The 24,595-nt window shown below is 37.0% G+C and carries 23 protein-coding genes and 2 tRNA genes; 18 read left to right on the top strand and 7 right to left on the bottom strand.

Translation table 11 applies throughout. The features are described from left to right. The first annotated feature begins 65 nt into the window (after positions 1-65). The 12 genes from F8M42_RS04680 (at position 66) to F8M42_RS04625 (ending at position 12,428) form a co-directional block, all read left to right on the top strand. Entirely contained in the window at positions 66-1,787 is a 1,722-nt protein-coding gene (locus F8M42_RS04680; RefSeq protein WP_182188190.1) for a TIGR03960 family B12-binding radical SAM protein, read from the top strand. A gap of 12 nt (positions 1,788-1,799) precedes the next feature. Next, positions 1,800-2,624, top strand: coding sequence for a peptidoglycan editing factor PgeF (gene pgeF, locus F8M42_RS04675; RefSeq protein ID WP_182188189.1), 825 nt, complete (start codon positions 1,800-1,802; stop codon positions 2,622-2,624). A 144-nt stretch (positions 2,625-2,768) separates the two neighbouring features. Continuing rightward, positions 2,769-3,458 carry a YggS family pyridoxal phosphate-dependent enzyme gene (locus F8M42_RS04670; protein ID WP_182188188.1) on the top strand — a complete coding sequence of 230 codons (690 nt, stop codon included), beginning with the start codon at positions 2,769-2,771 and terminating at the stop codon, positions 3,456-3,458. An 11-nt stretch (positions 3,459-3,469) separates the two neighbouring features. Continuing rightward, positions 3,470-3,952, top strand: a complete 483-nt coding sequence (locus F8M42_RS04665; RefSeq protein WP_182188187.1) for a cell division protein SepF — start codon at positions 3,470-3,472, stop codon at positions 3,950-3,952. 30 nt (positions 3,953-3,982) lie between these two features. After that, entirely contained in the window at positions 3,983-4,783 is an 801-nt protein-coding gene (gene proC / locus F8M42_RS04660) for a pyrroline-5-carboxylate reductase (protein ID WP_182188186.1), read from the top strand. Next, positions 4,783-5,568 (top strand): YlmH family RNA-binding protein, encoded by a 786-nt coding sequence (locus F8M42_RS04655; RefSeq protein ID WP_182188185.1) that lies wholly within the window; start codon positions 4,783-4,785, stop codon positions 5,566-5,568. The genes proC and F8M42_RS04655 overlap by 1 nt, the downstream gene beginning before the upstream one ends. Before the next feature lie 17 nt (positions 5,569-5,585). Beyond that, on the top strand, positions 5,586-6,023 hold the full coding sequence (lspA, locus tag F8M42_RS04650) for a signal peptidase II (protein ID WP_182188184.1): 438 nt from the start codon (positions 5,586-5,588) through the stop codon (positions 6,021-6,023). After that, positions 6,023-6,967, top strand: coding sequence for an RluA family pseudouridine synthase (locus tag F8M42_RS04645; protein WP_182188183.1), 945 nt, complete (start codon positions 6,023-6,025; stop codon positions 6,965-6,967). Before lspA ends, F8M42_RS04645 begins: the two co-directional genes overlap by 1 nt. Next, entirely contained in the window at positions 6,951-7,505 is a 555-nt protein-coding gene (gene pyrR / locus F8M42_RS04640; RefSeq protein ID WP_182188635.1) for a bifunctional pyr operon transcriptional regulator/uracil phosphoribosyltransferase PyrR, read from the top strand. The genes F8M42_RS04645 and pyrR overlap by 17 nt, the downstream gene beginning before the upstream one ends. A gap of 452 nt (positions 7,506-7,957) precedes the next feature. Next, entirely contained in the window at positions 7,958-8,935 is a 978-nt protein-coding gene (locus F8M42_RS04635; protein ID WP_182188182.1) for a glycoside hydrolase family 130 protein, read from the top strand. A gap of 99 nt (positions 8,936-9,034) precedes the next feature. Beyond that, positions 9,035-10,066 (top strand): sugar phosphate nucleotidyltransferase, encoded by a 1,032-nt coding sequence (locus F8M42_RS04630; protein ID WP_182188181.1) that lies wholly within the window; start codon positions 9,035-9,037, stop codon positions 10,064-10,066. 184 nt (positions 10,067-10,250) lie between these two features. After that, positions 10,251-12,428, top strand: coding sequence for a glycosyltransferase family 4 protein (locus tag F8M42_RS04625; RefSeq protein ID WP_182188180.1), 2,178 nt, complete (start codon positions 10,251-10,253; stop codon positions 12,426-12,428). A gap of 169 nt (positions 12,429-12,597) precedes the next feature. Here F8M42_RS04625 and F8M42_RS04620 read toward each other — a convergent pair whose 3' ends face one another. Then, positions 12,598-15,348 (bottom strand): sigma-54-dependent transcriptional regulator, encoded by a 2,751-nt coding sequence (locus tag F8M42_RS04620; protein ID WP_182188179.1) that lies wholly within the window; start codon positions 15,346-15,348, stop codon positions 12,598-12,600. A gap of 307 nt (positions 15,349-15,655) precedes the next feature. On the opposite strand from F8M42_RS04620, the gene F8M42_RS04615 reads away from it, so the two are divergent. Next, entirely contained in the window at positions 15,656-16,609 is a 954-nt protein-coding gene (locus tag F8M42_RS04615; protein ID WP_182188178.1) for an AEC family transporter, read from the top strand. A gap of 271 nt (positions 16,610-16,880) precedes the next feature. Here the strand turns inward: F8M42_RS04615 and F8M42_RS04610 are convergent, their stop codons facing one another. Further along, positions 16,881-17,228: a DsrE family protein gene (locus F8M42_RS04610; RefSeq protein ID WP_182188177.1), complete on the bottom strand. Its 348-nt coding sequence runs from the start codon at positions 17,226-17,228 to the stop codon at positions 16,881-16,883. A 198-nt stretch (positions 17,229-17,426) separates the two neighbouring features. Here F8M42_RS04610 and F8M42_RS04605 point away from each other — a divergent pair, with 198 nt between their 5' ends. The 4 genes from F8M42_RS04605 to F8M42_RS04590 all read left to right on the top strand — a co-directional run bounded on the left by F8M42_RS04605 (position 17,427) and on the right by F8M42_RS04590 (position 20,068). After that, positions 17,427-18,674 carry a putative DNA modification/repair radical SAM protein gene (locus F8M42_RS04605; protein WP_182188176.1) on the top strand — a complete coding sequence of 416 codons (1,248 nt, stop codon included), beginning with the start codon at positions 17,427-17,429 and terminating at the stop codon, positions 18,672-18,674. Between the two features lie 2 nt (positions 18,675-18,676). Further along, positions 18,677-19,435, top strand: a complete 759-nt coding sequence (locus F8M42_RS04600; protein ID WP_182188175.1) for a TIGR03915 family putative DNA repair protein — start codon at positions 18,677-18,679, stop codon at positions 19,433-19,435. A gap of 84 nt (positions 19,436-19,519) precedes the next feature. Then, positions 19,520-19,596, top strand: a tRNA-Arg gene (locus F8M42_RS04595). Positions 19,597-19,993: 397 nt separating this feature from the next. After that, a tRNA-Val gene (locus F8M42_RS04590) sits at positions 19,994-20,068 on the top strand. A 192-nt stretch (positions 20,069-20,260) separates the two neighbouring features. On the opposite strand, the gene F8M42_RS13830 is transcribed toward F8M42_RS04590, so the two are convergent. Both F8M42_RS13830 and F8M42_RS04580 read right to left on the bottom strand, forming a co-directional pair. After that, on the bottom strand, positions 20,261-20,464 hold the full coding sequence (locus tag F8M42_RS13830) for a DUF4405 domain-containing protein (RefSeq protein ID WP_182188174.1): 204 nt from the start codon (positions 20,462-20,464) through the stop codon (positions 20,261-20,263). A 108-nt stretch (positions 20,465-20,572) separates the two neighbouring features. Next, positions 20,573-21,061, bottom strand: a complete 489-nt coding sequence (locus F8M42_RS04580; RefSeq protein ID WP_182188173.1) for a DUF2798 domain-containing protein — start codon at positions 21,059-21,061, stop codon at positions 20,573-20,575. A gap of 840 nt (positions 21,062-21,901) precedes the next feature. Here F8M42_RS04580 and F8M42_RS04575 point away from each other — a divergent pair. Then, positions 21,902-22,375 (top strand): DUF7014 domain-containing protein, encoded by a 474-nt coding sequence (locus F8M42_RS04575; protein ID WP_182188172.1) that lies wholly within the window; start codon positions 21,902-21,904, stop codon positions 22,373-22,375. Positions 22,376-22,628: 253 nt separating this feature from the next. On the opposite strand, the gene F8M42_RS04570 is transcribed toward F8M42_RS04575, so the two are convergent. From F8M42_RS04570 to F8M42_RS04560, 3 genes are all read right to left on the bottom strand, one after another. Next, positions 22,629-23,828: a terminase small subunit gene (locus F8M42_RS04570; protein ID WP_182188171.1), complete on the bottom strand. Its 1,200-nt coding sequence runs from the start codon at positions 23,826-23,828 to the stop codon at positions 22,629-22,631. Positions 23,829-23,898: 70 nt separating this feature from the next. Further along, positions 23,899-24,276: a type II toxin-antitoxin system HicB family antitoxin gene (locus tag F8M42_RS04565; protein WP_182188170.1), complete on the bottom strand. Its 378-nt coding sequence runs from the start codon at positions 24,274-24,276 to the stop codon at positions 23,899-23,901. A 23-nt stretch (positions 24,277-24,299) separates the two neighbouring features. Further along, entirely contained in the window at positions 24,300-24,479 is a 180-nt protein-coding gene (locus F8M42_RS04560) for a type II toxin-antitoxin system HicA family toxin (protein ID WP_182188169.1), read from the bottom strand. Positions 24,480-24,595: the final 116 nt, after the last annotated feature.

Raw genomic sequence — 24,595 nt, 5'->3', positions numbered from 1 at the left:
TAAAGTTCTGGCAATGGTCTTTTTTATTTTTAATTGTTTATATTTTATCGCTGGAGGCATAAATTTTGTCATGGAAAATTAAAAGTTACCTGCAAAGTATATTGCGTGATGAAACCGGATACAGCATCTTTCCCACCGGTATCCGCACACGTTTTGCATTATGTTATCCCAATCAATACAACGTTGGTATGTCCAATTTGGGTATGCATATAATTTACAATCAAATCAATTCCCGCCCTGATACTGCCGCTGAACGTTTTTTCGTGCCCGATAAACATCTGCAAAAACAGTATGATCAGACTAATACCCCTCTTTTAAGTCTTGAATCACAGACTGCTTTATATGAATTTGCCATTATCGGCTTTGCCATATCATTTGAACTTGATTATTTCAATGTTTTGTCTATGCTGGAGTTGGGAAAAGTCTCGCTTTTATCCAGTGAACGGAAAGATCATGATCCACTGGTTATTGCCGGCGGTCCCTGTTCCACTTTCAATCCCGAACCATTGTCATTATTTATCGATGCCTTTATCATTGGTGAGGGAGAAGAAACAATAAATAATCTTCTTGATGCCTATCTTGACTGCCGCAGTAAAAATATTTCACGTCATGATATTTTGCTGAAACTTGCCCATATTCCCGGCGTATATGTTCCATGTTTTTATCACCACTTTTACAGTGAATCCGGTTTATTATCGGCTATCGAACCACAAAATAATGTTCCATGCAAAGTTTCGCGGCAGTGGATAAAAAATATTGATGCATATCCGGCACATACTGTAATCAGCAGTAATAACACTGAGTTCAATTTTTATCTTATCGAAACAGCACGTGGCTGCGGCCGCCACTGTCGCTTTTGTATGGCAGGTTATTGTTTCAGGAAACCTCGCAACAGAAGCATAGCTTCTATTAAAAAAATGATTTTAGCCGTCCCGTCACAAAAAAAAATTGGCCTGATGGGTGCGGCGGTTTCAGATCATCCCCAAATAGATACTATTTGTCAATTTATCAATGAAACCCACCATCCTATGTCCGTAGCTTCTTTTCGTGCCGATTCAGTCACGCAGCTGTTAGTTGACTCTCTTGCAGCCAGTGGTCAAAAAACCTTGACTTTAGCTCCTGAAGCCGGTAGTGATAAGATTCGCCGCATTATCAACAAAGGCATTGAAGATAAACACTTATATAGTGCAATGGATATGGGAATAAAAGCCGGTATTAAAAATTTCCGTTTGTATATAATGGTGGGACTGCCGGAAGAAACCTTTGAAGACACAGAAGCAATAATTACTATGGCATATAAACTGCGAACTTATATGGACGATCACAATGCCCATGGTAAATTGACTTTGAGTATAAATCCTTTTGTGCCAAAGCCATTCACTCCTTTCCAATGGCTGCCAATGGCTGATATCAAATCGACCTCTATCATATTAAAACATATCAAAAATACTTTGAAAAAAGATCGACGTATTGAAGTACTGACAGAATCTTCGAGAGAATCATGCCTGCAAGGCATTCTGGCCCGTGGTGACCGGCGCATTTCACAAATTCTGCTTGAGACATATAGATCCGGCAGTTTGAAATTATTGCCTAAAGTAATGAAACAGCACCATATCGATGAAGATTTTTATCTTTATCGGCAGCGCTGCACTGATGAAATTCTTCCATGGGACACTTTGGATATGGGAGTAAAAAAATCCTATTTTATTCATGAATTAGAAATGGCAAAACAAGAAAAACCTACCTTGAAATGTTTTGAAAATTGCTGGCGCTGCGGTGTTTGCTGAAAGGAGCTGCAAATGTACAATAATAGTTTTCCATCTGTATATACAATTGATTTACTTAACAAATATCGAAAAAATTTTATTCATGGCATCTCTACCCGCATTGGCGGGGTCAGCGACTCTTATTACAAATCATTAAATCTGGGTCTGCATGTTGCTGATGTTCCTGATAAGGTAATTGAAAACAGGCATATTTTTTGTTCACAGCTGAATCTTTCCCTACAAAATACTGTGTGTTGCGAACAAATACATGGTACTCATGTCCATATTGTGACCAAGGCTGATCGCGGCAAGGGTACACTTAGTCTTAATGACACTATTGCCGATACCGACGGATTAGTAACCGATGTTCCCAATACTCCATTAATGCTTTTTTTTGCCGATTGTGCACCACTTTTGATATATGATCCGGTACATAAAGCAGTTGGTCTTTCTCACGCTGGCTGGCGCGGGACTGTTGGCGATATCGCCGCCAGTACATTGCACACAATGCACAGGGCTTATAAAACCAATCCACAAGACTGTATTGCCGGTATTGGTCCTTGCATCGGACAGTGTTGTTACGAAATAGGTGATGAAGTTGCTGACAAGTTTGCTGCTTTATTTAATGATTCCACTCATTTTACCCTTGACCACATACTAGTTAAACAAAATGACCGTTATCATCTTTCACTTTATGAAGCCAATAAGGCACTGCTCACAATACATGGCCTTTTATCTTGCAACATTGCTGCTGAAAGTCCATGCACCAGCTGTAATTCCTCACTTTTTTATTCATATAGAGCCGATAAGGGAAAAACTGGCCGTCATGCTGCTGTAATTTGTTTAAATAACATTTAAATTTTATTGTTAAAAGGGTATAATTATTGCAGGAAAACCTTTTGTTTAAGGGGAATTTATTATAGTTAACATTAAAGACGATGATTATTGGCCGTAATCTTATCGTACAGGCGAATTATTCTGTCTTTAAAGGAGTATATATTGATGATTAAAGAAAATCTATTATCCGTGGAACAATGCATTATTGAAGCTGCTAAAAAACGTCAGGCGGCAATGTCAAAAAAAGTCAAGTTAATTGCGGTAACCAAAAATCATACCGTTGCTGAAATGCGTGAAGCTATTGATGCCGGAGCTGATACAATCGGTGAAAATCGTGTTCAGGAAGCTTGGGAAAAATACGGACAGCTTGACCGTCAGGTTGCCTGGCATTTAATCGGACATTTGCAAACTAATAAGGTAAAGCATGCTGTAAAAATATTTGATTTCATTGAATCGGTCGACAGTATTAAACTTGCTGAAACCATAAATAAAGAAGCTGCTAAACTGAATAAGATACAAAATATACTGATCCAAGTCAATTTAGCAAAAGAATTGAGCAAGACTGGAATATATATAGAAGATTTAAATGCATTGCTTCAGGATGTAGATAATCTGTCATCATTAAAACTGCAGGGTCTTATGTTTATTGCTCCAAATTTGGATAATTTGGAGCAAGTCCGGCCAATGTTTAAAAAGATGTACACATTATTTGAAAAAGTAAAACATTTGCATTTCCATAATGCCGATATCCGTTATCTTTCTATGGGAATGACACATGATTATAAAATTGCTGTAGAAGAAGGAGCCAACATTGTGCGTGTAGGCACCGCAATATTTGGCCCACGCCAATATTAAGGAGGATTATTATGAGTTTGTTCGATAAGTTTGGCAGCAAAATAGGCCTTAACGACGATAAAAACAAGAATTCCGATAATATGCAAGACAGAGATTTTGACGGTGATCCGTCCGAATACAATGACATGAATAATCAGGATAATATTGTGGATTTTCAGTCAGCAGCCTATTCTGCCAACAGTGGTTCAGCCGGAACAAATCGACAAATGAAAGTTATTATTATCGAACCGGTTTCCTTCGATGACGCCCAGCAAATTGCCGACCATATTAAGGCACGTAAACCGGTAGTTCTGAATTTTGAAAATACCAATGATGATACTACTAAAAGGATCATCGATTTTATTAGCGGTGCCACATATGCTTTAGCCGGCGATATAAAAAAAGTAGGTCAACATATATTTTTATGTGCCCCTAACAATGTAAATGTGACTTTTTCCGATCCGCCATCCCGTCGTTCGCAACCATCTCAGGATGATAAACTTCCCTGGGAATAATTTTATATTAATAATACTGGAGTGATTTTAATGAAAATAGGATTTATCGGTGGCGGCGCCATGGCTGAGGCCATAGTATGCGGCATTACCTCCCAAAATTTACTGCCGGAAAAAAACGTCTTTGTTTCCGATCACAAAGCCTCCCGCTGTGAATACTTAAAAAATAAATATAATATAAATGCTTATGTTGGTTCCGACAATTTTATTAAAAACGTTGATGTTCTTATATTGGCCATAAAACCGCAAACGGCAAAAAAAGCAATTGATGAGATAAAAAATACTGTCAATCCGACCACAATGATAATTTCAATTGTAACCGGATTAACTTTGTCCGTCTTAGAAAAATCATTCCCGCAAAATCCGGTTGTTCGGGTTATGCCCAATACACCAATGGCTGTGGGAGCCGGCATGTCAGCTATTTCACTTGGCTCGCATGTAAATGAAACCAACAGTGTTACTGCTGAAAAAATATTTGCTGCTGCAGGTGCCGCAATAATTGTTGAGGAAAAACTGATGGATGCTGTTGCCGGTTTATCCGGAAGCGGTCCTGCTTTTATATTTATTATTATTGATGCCTTATCAGACGCTGGTGTAAAAGCCGGGCTAAAACGTGATGCCGCAATAAAACTCGCTGCCCAGACCGTTCTCGGTTCAGCAAAAATGGTGCTTGAAACAGGACTTCATCCTGCGCAATTGCGTGATCAAGTAACATCTCCCGGCGGAACAACCATCGAAGGTGTCCAGGTAATGGAAGAACATGGTGTTCGCGGTGCTTTAATCGACACTGTAACAGCAGCTGTTGCCAAATCCAGATCAATGGGGAAAATCTAATGGCTGATCGTGAAAAAATAATCCGTTTTTATAAAGGTACCGAGGGTGAAATTTATGCTGTTCATCTCCTCGACAATGCTGAAGCTGTAAAAAAAACACAAAAATTCCGCACAAGTGATTTTTTAGATCCTTACGGACAGGAAATCGCTGAGACTATTGCGGCAAATTATCCTGACATCCGCGTTGAATTCAATGGTGGTTATGATGGTGCTGAACGTCAATGTGCTATTTTTATTCATTCAGACTTTCCCGGAAAAATAAACGTTGACCTTAAAGTAATTGAGGCTGCCTGGAATGATAAATTTTATCATCTTTCCCATCGTGATGTACTTGGCGCTTTGCTTGGTCTGGGTATAGACCGGCGCCATATCGGTGACCTGCTCATTACCGCCGGCAGTGCTAAAATAATCTGCACCGCTCAAATAGGTGACTTTATTATCAACAATCTTACACAAATAGGTGCCGCTGCTGTATCCTGCTCTTCTGGCAGCCTGATGACCATCCCGGCCAGAGAAGAACGCTGCAAGGAAATTTCAGCTACAGTCGCTTCACTGCGCATTGATTCCATTGCTGCTGCCGGTTACGGTGCTTCCCGCAGCAAAATGGCTGCGGATATCGAATCGGACAAATTGAAATTAAACTGGCAGCCGGTAACAAGTCCTTCACGCACTGTAAAAGCGGGTGACATTATTTCTATGCGTGGTCGCGGCAGACTGGAAGTCACCGCGATAAAGGGAAAAACTAAAAAGGGCCGTACCGGTATATTACTGAAACGATATATATAAAACTTGGAGATATTATTATGTTTATAGCATGTATCGCAGCTATAATTATTGTTGACCAGTTGGTTAAATTTTATGTGCAGGCAACAATGCTGCCGGGAATGTCATTTCCCGTTATTAAAAATATATTCAGCATCACTTACATCCAAAATGCCGGCGCTGCTTTCGGCATTCTCGAACATCAACGCTTCTTCTTTATTGTCGCCACACTGTTCATACTTTTTGGTAGTGTTTATTTTTATCCTTATCTCAAAAAACAACCGTCATCTATCCGACTGGGCTGTGCATTATTGCTTGGCGGTGCTGTCGGAAACCTGATTGACCGCATACGGTTAGGTATTGTTGTAGATTTTTTTGATTTTCATATCTGGCCGATTTTTAATATAGCTGATATAGCAATCGTCAGCGGCGTTATAATAATAATGTATTATATTTTAACAAAAGGATTGCCCGAGTAATGAAAACATATGAATATCGCTCTGAACAGGACGGACAGCGGCTTGATTTATTTGTGGCTGCACAACTTGATAAATTGTCCCGCTCCAATATCCAAAAATTGATTGCAACAGGAAATGTATCTGTCAATGGGAAAAATGTCAAGGCCAATCACTGCATAAAGTACAGTGACTTGATCCGCGTCAGCATCCCTGCTCCGCAGCCACTTACCATCAACCCAGAAAATATTCCGCTCGATATATTATATGAGGATTCTGATATCATCGTTATAAATAAATGCCGGGGCATGATTGTTCATCCCGCACCGGGTGTATACAGCGGAACACTAGTCAATGCTCTTTTATATCACTGCCATGATCTATCGGGTATAAACGGCATTATCAGACCCGGAATTGTGCATCGACTTGACAAGGATACATCCGGAGTCATGGTTGCTGCAAAAACTGATGCAGCTCATTTAAGCCTTGCCAAACAAATCAGCAGTAAAACTGCAACACGCTGCTATCTCGCTATAGTCAACGGTAATATCAGTGAAGCTGCCGGACAAATAAATGGCAATATCGGCCGCCACCCGGTGGACAGAAAGAAAATGGCTGTATTAATCGATAAAGGTAAACCTGCCACAACTTTATTTAAAACTCTGGAACATTTTCGCCAGTATACACTGGTAAAATGCCGGCTGTTAACAGGTCGTACTCATCAAATTCGTGTACATATGGCATATATCGGCCACCCGCTGCTTGGTGATCCGACTTATTCAAAATGTAAAAAACCGCTTGATAAACTCATAATGGGACAGGCACTGCATTCCTACACTCTGCAGCTGCACCATCCTGTCACCGGTCGGGAAATGCTTTTCACCGCTCCTATTCCGGACGATATGAACCATTTAATCAATATATTACACAACGAGATTGGATGTGGCAAAAATGACTCAGCTTATTGATAAAACAGTTTTAATGGATAAACAGGGCATCCATCGTGCTTTAACTCGTATTGCCCATGAGATAATTGAAAAAAATAAGGGCGTACAAAATTTGATTCTCGTTGGTATACGCACCAGAGGTGTTCCCTTAGCCAAACGATTATCTGACGAAATTGCCAATATTGAACCGGCAACAGTACCGGTAGGTACATTGGATATAACATTATACCGTGATGACTTATCAACACTTGCTTATCAGCCGTTAGTCAAAGAAACAAAGCTGCCTTGTGATATCACAAAAAAAACCATCATTCTTGTTGATGATGTTCTTTATACCGGACGCACTATTCGAGCCGCATTAAATGCACTTACTGATCTGGGTCGGCCACATGCTATTCAGCTGGCTGTCTTAATAGATCGAGGACATCGTGAACTGCCTATACGGGCCGATTACGTCGGAAAAAACGTCCCTACAGCGGCTGCTGAAATAATCAGTGTCCAGCTTGATAGCATTGATAATAATGAACAAGTAATTATCAGGGAATCAAAAACTACTTAATTTCTGATATAATTATATCCATTGTAAACAAATACTATTATTGACGTATTAAAACAGGCTCTAACTTGTATAAAAATAAGATTAGAGCCTGTTTTTCTTATGATATTTCCTGGAAATCACCAAATAACAAAATTTTTGCATTATTTAAAAAGTTGACATTGATGTCATAAAGGTATAAATTAGAGTTATGGACGATTACTGTTTTAGTAATATGGGTGTTTTTTTACTATTATTGCAGCAACTATATTTAACAAACACAGGAGATTTCATTTATTTGCCTTAATTGCACGATATCAAATAAATAACACTTCAGCTGTCTATTCTTGATAATTTAATACAGCAATAAATTGTATTAATATATGGGCTAAAGTGTTGACATAATACCAATATTCTTAGTGCTGGCATCAGAAATCTTCTGATGCCAGCATTTTTTCATAAGGGAGCACGATAAATTGAATTATTTTGAAACACGTTTAAACGCCGGTGATAATACTTTTAAGGAACTTTTTCATCGTTATCCGTATAACCCAATTCTTACAGCAAAGGATTGGCCATACCCGGTAAATGTAGTTCTTAACCCAGCTGCTACTTTTTTTGACAATAAAGTTTTATTATTAGCCCGAGTAGAAGATCGGCGGGGTTTTTCCCATCTTACTAAAGCAATCAGTGATGATGGAATAAGCAATTGGACAATTGACAGAACTCCTACTCTTTCTTCCAGTAATGAACATCCTGAAGAAGCCTGGGGTATTGAAGATCCACGTATCACCTATATTGATGAATTAAAAAAATATGCTGTTACATATACTGCATACTCATCGTGCGGACCGGTAGTCAGCCTGGCGCTTACTGATGATTTTGTTGATTTTGAACGCATGGGGCCAATTATGCCACCGGAAGACAAGGATGCCGTATTATTTCCCTGCCGGTTTAATTCACACTGGATACTGATTCATCGTCCTATAGAACACGGTGCCCATATCTGGGTTTCCTGCTCAGAAAATTTAAAATACTGGGGCAATCATAAAGTCCTCATCAATGCTCGCGGCGGCAGCTGGTGGGATGGCAGCAAAGTCGGCATAAGTGCCCAACCTTTAAAAACAGACCGCGGCTGGTTAATATTGTACCATGGCGTACGTGAAACTGCTTCAGGAGCAATTTATCGTCTTGGGTTTGCTCTGCTTGATCTCGAAAACCCATTAAAAGTTTTACATCGCAGTGACGAATGGGTATTTGGACCACAGGAATATTATGAAAAAGAAGGCGATGTCCGGGATATCGTATTTCCGTGCGGCTGGCTGCTAAATCCGAATGACAATAAAATTAAAATGTATTACGGTGCCGCTGATACTTGTATCGCCCTTGCTACAGCTTCATTAGATGAAATTCTATCTTATATCGAAAGTTGTCCCACACCAGAAAATTCATAATCAGGTTTATATCTCGTAATTGCCGTAAATTAATCTCAATCTTATCAATAGCAGTTTATATTTCGCTTGTTGTGCATGAAATGAAAGAAGGAATTGAACATGCAGGCATTATTTTTAGCTGGTGGTAAGGGTACTCGTCTTTATCCTCTGACCTATGAAATTCCCAAACCAATGGTTCCGATTATGGGCAAACCATTACTTGAACATAACATGAATCTTTTAAAATTACATGGTATACACGATATTATTTTAAGTATTTGCTATAAACCTGAGTGTATCGAGCAATATTTTGGCAATGGCTCAGCTTTCGGATTAAATATCCGCTATATATCGGAAAACTCCCCACTGGGAACCGGCGGTGCTATAAAAAACTGTGCAAAATTACTTAATGATACTTTTTTTGTCTTTAATGCTGATATCCTGAGCAATATAAATTTCAGCGAAATGCTGCGTTATCACAAGCGTCAGCATGCCGCTGTGACTATTGCCGTAACGCGTGTAGAAGATCCCTCTGCTTACGGTGTCATTGAATATGACAAGAATGGTTATGCATTATCCTTCTGCGAAAAACCGGATCCTAATGAAATAGTCTCCCATTTTATAAATGCCGGTGTGTATATCTTTGAACCGGAGGTTTTGGAGCACATACCAACCGGTCACGCTGTTTCTGTTGAAAAGGAAATATTCCCACAGCTTCTACAGGATGGCAAAAAAATTGCTGTATACAGGGGCTGCAATTACTGGCTTGATATTGGTACACCGGAAAAATATGTCCGGGCTAATCGCGACAGCTTCGAAGGGAAATTCTGTCTGGCAGAAACCGATTTTCATCATCGCGCTGTCTATAGTGATGTTAATACTCAAATAAGCCGGTCTGCCATACTGCGTGGACCAATATACATTGGAAAAAATGTCCAGATCAAAGCTGGTGCGGTAGTCGGCCCGCGCGTAATAATCGGCAACAACAGTATAATTGGAGAAAGAAGTGTTATTGCCAACAGTATTTTATGGAATAAAATTACTGTGAAAAACCACGCCCGGATAGATCGCTGCATTATCACTGACAAAAGCATCATAAGCGATACATTTCAAAAAAATATAATAACACCCAGATTAAAAAAATTTATATAAAAATTTTTTGATAGAATATGACATAATATCAGACATACCCACACCAGTGAATAAGTACTAATCCCATTTGCCAGTTAGTAATACCGATTTTTCGACAAATATTTTTTTAATATTTCCAATATTATTTCCAAAAAATTCAATCTAATTTATTGAATTATTAAACATTATTGCATATTGTAAGGAAGTGTTTATCATTAATAATTCTACTTTCAAAATTGCTTTTTTAAGTACCTATCCCCCACAAAAATGCGGTATTGCCACCTTTACCCAGGATCTTATCCGTGAGCTGAAAAAACTTCCTCAAATAACCCCTGTAGTCATAGCGGTACGAGATGATTATTATAAATATGACTCCGATGTTATATTCAGTATTCCTCAGCAGGACCGACAAAGCTATACCGTTATTGCTGACAAAATAAATCTGTCTGATATAGATGCCGTAGTAATTGAACACGAGTATGGTATTTTTGGTGGTGACAGTGGTGAATATCTGCTGGATTTTGTGAATAAATTACAAAAGCCATTATTAACAACCCTGCATACTGTTTTACCAAAACCTGAAAAAATTCAACAAAAAATTTTGGCATGTTTATGCGAAAAAAGTAAAAAAATAATCATTATGGCCGAAAATTCCCGTAAATTATTACAGGAAATATATGGAGCTGTTCCTGAAAAAATAGAAAAAATACATCATGGTGTTCCTTATTTTAATTTTCCCAGCCGTGAGACACTAAAACAAGAGTTTGGGTTCGAATCGCGCACAATTATATCCACATTTGGTCTTTTAAGTCCAAGCAAAGGAATAGATTATGGCATTGATGCCATCAGACAATCAACACAAAAACATCCTGATATTCTTTATTTAATTTTAGGTCAGACACATCCGGTCATTCGTAAATCATATGGGGAAAGTTATCGTAATTTATTAAAAAAATTAGTTCGCGATTACGATTTGCAAAACAATGTTTCCTTTGTCAACAAATATCTTACTAAGCAAGAGATAGTGCGCTGGCTCAAGCTTTCCGATATTTATATGACCCCATATCTCGGACAAGAACAAGCTGTAAGTGGCACTTTAGCTTACGCCACCGGCTGCGGTCGGGTAATCGTCTCCACGCCTTATCCTTACGCACAGGAAATGCTTGCAGAAGGCCGCGGCCTTCTGGCAAAATTTGAGGACAGCATGTCTTTAAGCAATTGTATAAATTATATAATTGAACATCCTGATGAAAAAAAATTAATGGAAGAAAAGACATTATTGTTAGGCAAAGATTTACGCTGGCAGTCGGTCGCCCAGCATTATGCTAAAATATTTCAGACGGTTTGCCATACTTCAAATATTATCATTAAAAGTGAATTGCCTGATGACACTTATATATTTCGCCTGACCGATGATACTGGTATATTTCAGCATGCCCTAAATTCCGTTCCTGATCCTTCTGAGGGCTACACAAGTGATGATAATGCCCGTGCAATGATAATGGCCGGCTGGTTATTTAAAACCACCAGAAATGATAAATATCTTGAGCTGCTTGTAATTTATCTGCGTTTTTTAATTTACGCTCAGTCCAACGGCTGGTTTCGTAATTTTATGGATTACAGCCGCCGTTTTATAGAAGAAAAAGGATCTGAAGACTGTTTTGGCCGATGTGTTTGGTCACTTGGTTTTACGGCATCACTTAATTGTTTACCTGCCGATATTCGCAATACTGCGGCCAAATTATTGCAAAATACATTGCCCCATTATAAATCACTTTCATTTATACGGGCCAAAGCTTACTCGATTGTTGGCCTTTCTTTGCTGCACGACCCGGAAAATTTCACAATTGTTAATAAATTAGCTTCCGAACTTGCTCTAGCTTATGATAAGTATGACGAACCGGACTGGCATTGGTTTGACACACAGATTACCTATTGCAATGCTGTTTTACCGGCGGCAATGCTCCATGCTTATTCAGTGACCACTAAAGATACGTATAAATCAATCGGTATAAAAAGTCTGGATTTTTTATTGAAAAAAACTTTTATCGATGATATTTTTCATCCGATCGGATGCAAGGGTTGGTTAATGAAAGGACAATCCCCTGCTATATATGATGAGCAGCCCGTCGAAGCATGTTCAACTTTATTAGCATGTGTAAAAGCCTATAAAATAACTCATGAACCGATCTATCTGCAGCGTGCCCATAGTTGCTATCAATGGTATCTTGGTAAAAATATTGCCGGCCGTTCTACCATTGACACCCATTCCGGCGGCTGCATTGATGGAATCACTTCCACTGGGCTAAACAAAAATGAAGGCTCAGAAAGCCTTATAGCATGGATACTGGCTGCAACCATCATGACAAGCGGCAGTAATTAAATAAAATAACCAATATAAAGGACTGACGCACGAACAGCATTGACCTCATAAAGATGCTACCGTTGTTACACGGCCGTTTTCCCTTCTAAAAACGGATAAACGGAAGTTGCATATTTATGAATTAAATGTCTATGTGTGACAGTCCTTTATGTTCTCAATATCGTTATAATCAAACCATTGCGGCAATATAGCACAATTCATCTTTATTCAGTTTTAACTGCAAAATTTTTTCAAACACACTGGCAGCTTCGGCGACTTTAGACAATTTGTCGGCATCAATTTTTCCGGCTAATTTGCTATTATATTTTATGGTATTATGTATTACCTGACGTTCCAAGGCACAGCCGGTATGGACTATTATTTTTAACTTCTGCGCATTGGAAAAATCACTGTCAAAAAGTTTTTCTAATCTTTCCGTAAACTCTAACAATAAATTAATTACTTTATCAGGATTAAGATACAACAGCATGTCATGCAGCGCATCCCTGCATAAATGTCGCAGTACAACATTATTATCCTTTTTACCCGCTGCAACATGATTTCCTACCATTGGCAGATGACACAACAAAGCATTTTCTCTGCCGCCCAACAAGGTTTCCAGTGGTATAAACGGAGCATCTATCTGGGGATTGACAACACCTACTGAAGCTACGATGTTATATTTTTCCGATAATTTTTTTATATTTTCCTTCATATCATAAAGGCTCAACGGAATAATTTTTATATTAAGTATCCCCGCATTGATTAAAATATCAAAAATTATCTGTTTCAGTTTTTCAGCTGTACCTTCACCCGAACTACAGATAGTGATAATTGCATCACTTTTTTCTGCTTTTTTAGTATCAGGTAAGATCGTACTGTCATCATATCCGCCAAAACTTTTTAATGAATCATATACTGCCGGCAGAGTTATTCCCGCCATATCCACCTTGCGCATTGCCTCTAAAACCAATGGTGTCGTAACCATATTTATTGTCATGACCGGAATATTAAGCTGTTCCTCAATAAGCGCCCCAAAATTACATAACGATCCCATATCAGCCATTAGCAGAACGCCCTGGCTGCAATTTATCGTCCTTAATTTATCGGTTATTTTTCCCAGCATTTCATTAGGTTTACATTCCAGTGGCATATCAAATGGTATCAGCTGTACTTTTGTCGCGCTAAAAAGTTTGCGGGCAACATCACAAACCGAACTTGCCGTATAATTACCATGCATAGCGACCGCTATCACTATTTTATCAGTGATATCTTCTTCCTTTAATGACTGTAGCAGCATGGCAAAATATTCGGTTTCAGAATCTGCAATAACCAGGTCATAATGCTGCTCAATAATTTTTTTTATTTCCTGCGCCAGTTCAAACTCAATGGTAGTTGTATCCACCATACCGGATAAAGAAGAACTGCGCAGCTGTTTTTTTTCTTTTATTCTGGCAAATAGCGAGCTTAAATGCAATCCAAAAGCATATAAAAATCTTTCCTTGGACACCAGATTAATCCGCCGGGCCACAACATCGGCCACTTGTTGAGTAAAATCTACCATATCGGCATCAATAATTTTTAACAATCTATCATGAACCGATAATTTAACATTTTGCTTTTGTTTTATGTAAAAATCTTTTAAATATGCATTCACATCGGCAATCATCACTTGCTGGATAACATCATCAGCAATGCCTTCACTTCGCAAAATTTTTACTTTATTTTCAACCATTTGGTAAAGATTAAATTTTTCATCTTCAACTTCTTTAGGCAGTTTTCCCTTACTATTTGGCGTAACATAAAATTCATTGCCAATCGTAGCAGAAATGGCCGCCATGTCCTGCCGTTTAGTGCTCATTGCCAAGATTCCTGATTTTATCTGCTGGGGCAATATATGATAGTCTATTTCTATATATTTACGATTTTTTATATTCAGCAATCCCTGGGCACACAGCAATCGTATATTAGACTCTAATTGACCTACATTTCCCGGCCCGATGCTGCCAATAAGTGCCTTTATGGCATCACCGCTGACTTTTATCGGACGTTTGATAAAATGGGCTTCCTTTAAAAATAATAATTTCGTTATCTCCAGCTTTTCCTCGATTGGGCGCTCTGTCAATGGTGGAATTTGAATAATATTGGGAATACGTCGCTGAAATGTTTTTGTCAAAACAGATTCAGGATCTTCGGTAGTAGCGCAGATGATCAAAACACGTGCTTTTCGTTCCCGTTTGGTTTCTCCCAAGCGATTAAAAGTTCCGGTATCCATAAAGTAAAAAATCATTTCCTGGCCTTCCGGCGGCAGGCGATGAACTTCATCAAGGAATAAGACTCCCTCATCAGCTGATTCGATCAATCCGATTGAATTTGTGTCAGCTCCGGTGAAAGCACCGCGCATATGCCCAAATATATGTGATATCAAAAGCTGTGGATTATTATAATAATCAGCGCAGTTGAATGTTATAAACGGCGCATCTTTTTTAAATCGTCCTACTTCACAACCATAATCAAACATCATATGGGCAAACAGCGTCTTTCCGACACCGGTTTGACCCAAAATAAGCGTATGAAGACCATCAGGCGGGTAAATTATTGCTGCTTTCGCCTGATCAATTTGCGGTTTTAAACTAGATCCAACGAACTTGCAAAAAGCTGTATTAGAGTGCGTATCATGAATATTATCCGACAAATTATCAGTCTTTTTCTGCCTGACGGTATTCTTAACTTTGCCATCATCATAAAAATATAATACAGGTCGCCCGGTTGATTTACATATCTTCTTTTGACGATAAAGCTCATTGAGCTCACGGCTGACATTACTGCGCAGTATATCCAGCTGCTGAGCTATTGCCGCAGCCGTGACACCCTTTTCTCTTACTTTGCTATCGTTATATATTCCTTTTATATATGCATATATACGGTCAATACGTTTCATAAAATAAAACTCCCAGTAAATATAATCAGCTTGTCCTATTAGTTCCAATCTATTTTTGCAAATATGTTGATTAAAACTTCTAAATTTTTTTACATTTCATATTGCAACAATAGATAAATGCCGACACATATTATTTTATAATATATATTATCGCAGATATACGGCAGGTTTACAAGGGGCCGAATCTAAACCCGTTTTTATCGCTTGATTTTATCCGGATAACAAAAAATACATGCAAACTGTTGACATTAACATTATCTTTATCTATGGTAATAGAAGAAAAGTAAAATTTCGAAGGGTATGTCAAATGGAACAATCAAACACACGCATAATTTACATTTTTATTGACTTGATTTTACCACTCATTATTGGGTATATACTGCATAAAAAGAAATGGATGGGCATTACGACCTGTAATCTGCTGCTGAAGTTGAATATAAGATTTATTGCCACAGTATTGGCCTTGGGCAGTTTTTGGCTGATGGATATCAACAGTAAATTCCTAAGTATACTACTTTATGGGATTTTGGTATGCATTATCCCTGGACTTCTTTCATATCCTTTAAGCAGGCATCTTAAAAATCCACGCGCTGAAGGTTCTTTTTTACTAACCGGATATCTTTCAAACATCGGCACTCTCGTCGGCTTATGCTGCTTCGTTTTATATGGTGAGATTGGCTTTGCGTATGTACAGGCAGTTGCTATATTTCAAAATATATTTACATTGCTGTTTTGCATTCCTTTAGCCGGTTATTATAAACAGTTATCCCAGGCTCGTTCTTTCAAAGCTTCTTTTAAACCGCAATGGCGCGATATATTCATCAGCTGGAATCAATTGGCTCTCATCGGTGTACTGGCGGGTTTTCTATTATCTATAAATCATGTACCCAGACCAACAATATTTCCTGTGATATTCGATTCATTCGTCCATATTGGTGCATGGATAGGCATGCTGCCAATTGGTTTTCTATTAAAATTTTCAGCTTTAAAATTTTATCTGCGGGAATCTTTAATGATGCTGCCAATAAAATTCATTATCCTGCCATTACTGACTTATACAGTTTTTTCCTTGATAAGTACTGATTCACTTTTCATCAACACAATGACTTTAATAGGTGCTGCACCTGCTGCTATAAATTCTATTGCAATAAGTCAGCTTTACAAATTAAATACAAACATGGCTACAGCTATTTTTATGATAACCACAGCCATCTTCTTCATCATTGTATTTCCTGTCTATTATATATTTATTTATCTATAAAACAAAGCCTGGCATCCTTGCTACGATTAACAATTATAACCCCAAAAATATACCATTATAATCAGGAAAACAATAGACTGTCACACAATTAGTATTTGACCATAAAGGTACACATCTGCCATACAAAATAAGGTCAGTGGTACATATTGCGTATTCATGAATGCAAATGGTAAACTGTGATATTTCTATCTAAAAGCTGTCCTGAAATTTTATCAATACAACCAGATAAACGGCTGCCTGAAAATGACCGATAATATATTTAACAACTTCGCTATGGTTTTATATATGCATACCCTGCCAATTGCAGCTTTACTAATTTAGTCACTCCTGCAGAAGCAATAAATATGTACGGTGGCAGTTCAGACTCGTTTATTTCATTACCGCGCAAAGCATTGCGGCAGACAAAAACTTCAACGCTTTCATGCGTCAAACATTCCATATCATGCAAGACAGCAGAATTATCCGCTGTGTTAAATAAATTCACAGCATCACCATTGACCACTATTTTAATATCATATCTGTCCATTCCGACATCGGCTATAAAATTTTTTACATTGCCAATGACCATCTGCCATTTTGCCATTTCATCAATATGAAATACGACTTTTAATACATCCATCTTATTCTCCCTTAATCTTTATATATGTCTCTACAATACAACAGATACCACCTTAATTTCTATATTCAATAATATTTTAGCATCTCCTTCTCATTCAGTTTACTTAATTTTATTATTTACTTTACTTAATTATAATGTTATACTCTAAGCAATTCAATTATTTTATAAATTTAATTTTGTATTGTGGAGATAACTGCCATGGAAATCATGGAAAAATTAAAAATTTTATCTGATGCTGCCAAATATGATGTTTCTTGCTCCTCCAGCGGCTCAAAACGAAAAAACAGAATCAATGGCCTTGGTAATGCGGCTCCCAGCGGCATTTGTCACAGCTGGGCAGCTGATGGGCGGTGCATTTCTTTACTTAAAATACTCATGACCAATTACTGCATCTATGATTGTGAATACTGCGTCAACCGTCATAGCAATGACATAGTGCGCACCCATCTTTCCCCGGAGGAAGTTGTCGGACTGACCGTACAATTTTACCGCCGCAATTATATTGAAGGACTGTTTTTAAGCTCAGGTATAATAAAATCTCCGGATTATACAACCGAATTACTAATAAAAATAGCCAAGACACTCCGTTTAAAAGAAAATTTTAATGGTTACATACACATGAAAGGTATTCCCGGAACTGATTCCATGTTAATTTATGAACTGGGTAAATATGTTGACCGCATGAGTATAAACATGGAATTGCCTTCGGAAAGTTCATTAAAGTTGCTGGCTCCGCAAAAAACCAGATCAGCAATCATAACTCCCATGCAATTTATAAAAAATAAACTGACCGAACGCCAAGAAGAAAAACATTTGGTAAAATATGTTCCCAGCTTTATTCCCGCCGGCCAAACTACACAAATGATAATCGGCGCCAGTGGTGAAAATGACCGCCATATTTTAAAACTCAGTGAAGCTTTATATAAAAAAGTTTCATTAAAGCGAGTTTATTATTCCGCTTATGTACCGGTAATGACTGGTAAAAACCTGCCGGCACTGCAAGTTCCGCCGCTGCTGCGGGAAAATCGTCTTTACCAGGCTGATTGGCTGCTGCGTTACTATCATTTCTCTGCAGATGAAATTTTAACTGCTGACAGGCCTAATTTCGATTTATCTGTCGATCCAAAAACAAATTGGGCTTTACAAAACTGGCATATATTTCCGGTTGAAATAAACCGGGCTCCTTATGAGATGCTGCTGCGTGTTCCGGGGATAGGAGTTCGTTCAGCAATGCGCATACGCACATTGCGTCGTTTTGGCAATCTTTCTTATGATGAATTACGCCATATCGGTATCGTCTGGAAACGGGCCCGGCACTTTATTACCTGCTCAGGGAAATATTACGGACTTCGCCGTGATGACCCGCTGCTCATAAAAAAAATACTGCTCTCACAAAAAAGCCAGATAATATTTAAACAGTTTAGTCTTTTCGAAGGTCAGGTGTAAACATGTATTATCAATACGATGGCTCCTTTCCCGGTTTTTTATCCGTTGTTTATCAAGCATATCATGATGGAACCAGCCATGTGGAAAAAATAGAAAATAAACGCGCCGGTTCTTCTTTATTCGGTAATGAAAAAATAATAACCAGCAATATAGATCATGCCAGTTCAGTGATTAATTCCTTTCACCAAAAATGTGGTTCAATAGCCGCCCATACACTATACTATGCTTTTATGGCAGAACAGCCGGAACGGGAAATGATTTTATTTTATTATATTTGTACAGCCTTCCGTCATATCGGAACACTATCAGTCTGCCGACGTGATCCCTGGATACAACAGGTCGAAAAATGGTCGCTGAAAACCAGTAATGAATGCCAGCGTATACTGGGATTACTCCGCTTTAACGAACTTGCCGCCGGAATGCTTTATGCCATCATCAAACCAGATTACAATATTGTCCCACTCATCGCCGGACACTTTACCAATCGTTTACCCGCAGAGGAATGGGCCATTCATGATATTCACCGCCATATAGCGGCTTATTATGATAAAAAAACTTTACTCATAACTGAGATTACCGAACCTAAACATAATCTTGACTACAGTAAGGACGAACAAAAATTTCGTCAAATGTGGTGCCAATATTACCGCAGTATTGCCATCAAAGAAAGAGAAAATCCCAGGCTGCGCCGTTCATTCATGCCGGAAAAATATTGGCCTTATTTGACAGAAATGACTGCTGATCAGACACTGCAAAATTAAATTTATTTACCCTTCAGTAGAAAAAGTTGGTTTTGTGCTTGCAGATATAAAAGAGAGTTGTTATAATAGATAGGCATGTTAATTGCGGTTGTAGCTCACATGGATAGAGCGGCCGCCTCCTAAGCGGCAGGTAGCCAGTTCGACTCTGGCCAATCGCACCAGCTAAATAAGCCTTCTGATTTCTCAGAGGGCTTTTTGTTATGTCTCACTCGAATATTTTTCACTCCTGATACTATCAAAACAAAAACCTTTTTCTCAATCAACATGCCATGTAGAATGGATATGCTGCAATGTTTTACCTTTAAAAATATCGATCAATAGTCGAATATATTGAATTTCTTAGACTTGGACATGGTCATTGTAGAAAAGTTAATTAATAAGCGACCCTGTTTTACCTGATTATTGACTTCATAGCTGGTTTTAGTATCATTATTCTTCCTTGATTTTTAGATTTTAGGAAAAGAAATATATCTGACCAAATATTTTATTTTTCCATATATAGAATTAAATAACAATTTATGCTATAATAATACACGTTGTGATATTTATAGGGTATTCGGGGTATTAGCTCAGGGGGAGAGCGCTTGATTCACATTCAAGAGGTCGGTGGTTCGAAACCACCATGCCCTACCAATAAAATCAGCACGTTTGAGGTTTTATAATAATTTGTCAAGTGGTCTTTGGCAACAAATTGGCAACAAATTTAGAAATTAAATGATAACCGGTAGAATTTTCTGCCGGTTTTTTATTGTAAGTAAATATTTACGTTTTGATTTTTACTTAAGAAATATTCCACTTTTTGATGGAAAATATTCAATACATTTATTAACGTCTGCGCATTAAATAATGTGTTATAGCTTTTCTATTAAAATAGATATGCATAAAACTACTAATAAGAAAAATATAACTAAACATCTCATGAATCGCTTTATAATTAAAAAATCGTGGAAACCTTAGTGAAAGAAAAACTCCAGTCACTGAAACAATTACAAATGAACCAAATAAAATACATAAAACTAATTTTCTCATAAAAAATCCTTTCATAAATTAATTATTAATGGTACCCTGCAAACTAAGCAATTAATTCTGGTTTTTTATTGAATACGTTATAATATATCTGACTGAATATAGCAACTATTATATTTTATGTTGGACAGAAATATTTACAAAAATTTTTTTAAATATGAAACGAACTCCAGGCCCAGCGACAAAAATTTGCCATATTAAAGCCATAGGTAGATTTATTATAATTGTTTCAAACCATATTGTTAAAAATTGTATACTGTTATTACTGTAAGATTTGAACAGTAATGTAGCAACAAGACTCATCATTGGGCACATGCAAGCTACCATAGCAAATGGAAATAAATTTATCATCAAACCAGGAACATTTTTTTTATGATTAACAATATAAAAAACCAAACGAGTAGCAAGCGGCTCGCCGATAAAAGTCTGCAATACCATTACACATAGTGATAAACCGAACAATTCTCGCCATGGAATTATAAAAAGTGTATATGATACTATTTGATCAGAAATAAACTTATTATAAGTTTCCATACCATATACCATGAAAATAGCCATTAATATACTGAAAATAATTTTTTGTGACATAGTTTTTGGCATAATTGAATTTCTCCTACGTAGATAATTAATAATATGAATTGTATTTGATATAATATATTATAGATATGATTTCATTTTTTTGTATGCTAGAATATATATGTTATTATTTTATTGTTTCGACAAGACTAATTGCTTACGCTTTTTTAAACCACGCTATCCTTCGTGGTTTTTTTATACAAAAAAATGCGTAAATCCATTACCTGGATTTACGCACTTAGCTACTCGGCAAATTATAATAAGTTTAAATTATATATTAACTCAAACAAATCTTATTAATATTTTCTATTATAATAAAGAATAATCTCATTGTCAAATTAATTGAATGTTAGCTTTTTTTATAATTACGTTGTACGTTTGATTTATCATATGATTATCTTTCCTTTCTTTAACGGCGACCTGAACACTATTATTATCTTACGAAAGGTGATTTTGGGTATAACTTTTTACTGCCCAGACGCATAGCAGGTGGTTTTTCATTCCGTACATAAAACGTACTCAACAGACTAAAGCTTCATAATAAAAAAGCTTGACACTGGTTTTATGCTAATGTTGAGGATTTTTCCTTACTATATATAATTCTAATTTTACCATTGTAGCTTTATCGTCAAAAATGAAAAAAATAAAATTGTTTAAACCTTGTAATATTTAATTTAATAAAACGTTTGACATTATTGAGATGTGATGTTATGCTTAATTTACATTAAAAGTAATCTTATTATATAGAAAAATGCGTGAGAGCCCTTTTTTGTTAAGGGGTCTTTTTTTTATGCTATAAACCACTTAAATAATTATTTAATGGATAAGTGATTATAACATTATTAAAAATTACAGGTGAACATAATGACAAATGACTTACAATACACTTTTATGGCTACAGCCATTAAAATTTTAACAAAACATAAATTTAATGATGTAATAACCAGTCTTCTCAAAGCACAAGAAGATTATTATGGCAAAAATTATCAGAAAACTATTAGCAATTCATTATTGGCTATTAATGATACAATGAGGTATATTTGTGTAAGTAAAAAATGGATTGTTAGCTTAAATTCATCAACGAGACTTATTAATATAATTTGTAACAGTAAATTAATTCCAGGGTACCTACAAACTCAATACACATCTTTATCTAATATATTGAAAATAGATCTTACTTCATTAAGAAAAAATGGAGAATTGAAACCTTCAAGTGATATTCCTGAATATTTTGCTGCTTTTGCATTACAGTCAACAATTACAAATATTATTTTTTTAATGAATGCTTTTGAAGACAGCAACAAATATTATGCTGAGAGTGTAACCCATTCTGTGTAAACTTCATAAATTAATGTTGGAAATTCAAAAATAACAAAAATATGCCAACAACATAGGACATAACAAAAAGCCCCGGTAGTTTTATACCAATACCGGGGCTTGATTTATAACTATATTTATTTTTACCAGGTATAGGAAATCCCTGCCACGCAATCATGATCCTTATAATTATAACCAGTAGTCACGCCTATATAATGCCCGCTCTTACTGACTTTTTCAGATACAGTATAAGTTACTGCCTGATTAGTAGCTGTTAAAGTCTGGAGCGTTGCAGCATTTGTAAATTTTGTAGATTAGTTTGTTTTGCACCTGCACCCATACCGGCGTTGACAACAAGGTCAAACTCACCGTCTAAGTCAGTTGGATCTATTGTTATGGGACCGCTTGTAAGCCTTATTACTGTCGGTTCATTAATGAATAACTGATTCATCTTGATAAGATAGCGAAACATATCATATAATCCTGTTTCGGCAAATATACGAGCTATTAGTTCTAAACGCTGATTAGCCTGCTGAGTGATTATATTTATGCCTGTGGCTGTCTTGTTTAACGTGTTAGAATCTAAGCCTTGGTTATATTTTGTAATTCCTGTACGATTTTCTTTTTCACTGTCAAGATAGGTTATCAGGTTAAAAGTCCAGCTTTGGATTGGTGATACTGGAAATGCTTTGATTGCTTTGTCTATGTCGCCATTGACTCGTATAAATGCACGACCTTTGGTAATATCGTCAGCATCTTCGAGCATACTTAAGTTAATAGCTTTTTGAGAGTCATTTGAAAGGGCCGCATTATAAATATCAGCCATCTTAATGGAAATACCGTCACGCCCCTGCTTAATCTCTTGCAGTAATGACGTATCCAGTTTGCAACTTTCATTGGCATCAATATAGTTGATCTCATGCATAATAGGTTTCTTTGTTTTCTTATCAATGATTGGGCCAAATGCGCCCATTACAGGTACTTTTCTGCGACCAAAAGTTACATACTCACCAATATCAGCTCCAACGACTTTCAGACAATACTGAATCATATCTGACACATCAATATTAAGAGTAGCCCGCAGTATCTCTTTAAGCCGCTGTATCTCTGCTTTAATCTTAATATTTTTTAGGTGGTTGCAACCTTCTACCATTGCAGTTGTCTTATTACACTGATATGCTTTTAAATATGATTGAGTCGCATTATTGGAAGTAGCATAGAATACGCAAAAAAGCCGTTGCTTTTCGGTAAGATCATTGTTATTATTTACCGAATCCAACAGCTTCTTTTTGATCACTTTTTTATGGTTGCAACTCTTACGCTCGGTTGCAACTTCTTTATTGGTGGTTGCAACTTTCCAATATCTGGTTGCCCAACTCTTAACAGTGGACACAGATTTTATATTATATTTCTCGGCAATCTCTTTATATTTCATACCTGCACAATAATCTTGATATGCATCTTCATGTTTCACATAATCACCACCAACCTTTGTTTTTAAATTTGGGTATTAAAAAAGCACCCCGAAGGATGCTTTGATAAATTTAGATTTTTTCAATCAACGCTTCTTTAAGCACTGACGAAAAGTTGACATGTTTTTTTTCTGCTGCGTCATTCAACCATTCAGGAATTGAAAGAGTCTTTTTTACTGCTCTATTCCTTCTTTGGTATTGCTCTGGATTCCCTTTGATATAACTGCAAAAACCATTTGTGGCTTTAACTGCTTTAATATCTGACGGTTCAGGAATATCAATACCACGGTCAAGTAAGCTTGCTAAATATCCACTTAATGCTTCTGCTGCCATATCCATCGCATCCTGTAAATTTTCACCATCAGAAACACAACCTTTTAAGTCTGGAAATTCTACAGTATAAATATTATCTTCATCAACTCTGAAAATTGCTGGAAAAATATTTTTCATAATCTTTTGCCTCCTCGCATGACCTATTTCAGTCCTGCATCTTTCAATATCTTTTCCTGAGTACCTTTGCTCAAATCCCTGTTAGCATGTACTGGGACAACTATTGTCTGGCTGCTTTTTATCATAACATGATGGCTCCCAGCTATTCTATCAAGTTCCCAGCCATTCTGTTTCAGTAATTTCAGCATATCTTTCCCCGTCATTTAGTACTCATCCTCTCTCATTAATTTTATTATATACGCATTTTACGTATTAGTAAAGAGAATTTATAAAAAAACATCGAAATAAAGGCATTAAAAAACCGCTCACCTTTCGGTAG

Source organism: Pectinatus frisingensis (assembly GCF_014076555.1).
Lineage (GTDB): Bacteria > Bacillota > Negativicutes > Selenomonadales > Selenomonadaceae > Pectinatus > Pectinatus frisingensis.
This window is presented reverse-complemented; position numbering and strand designations above follow the sequence as displayed.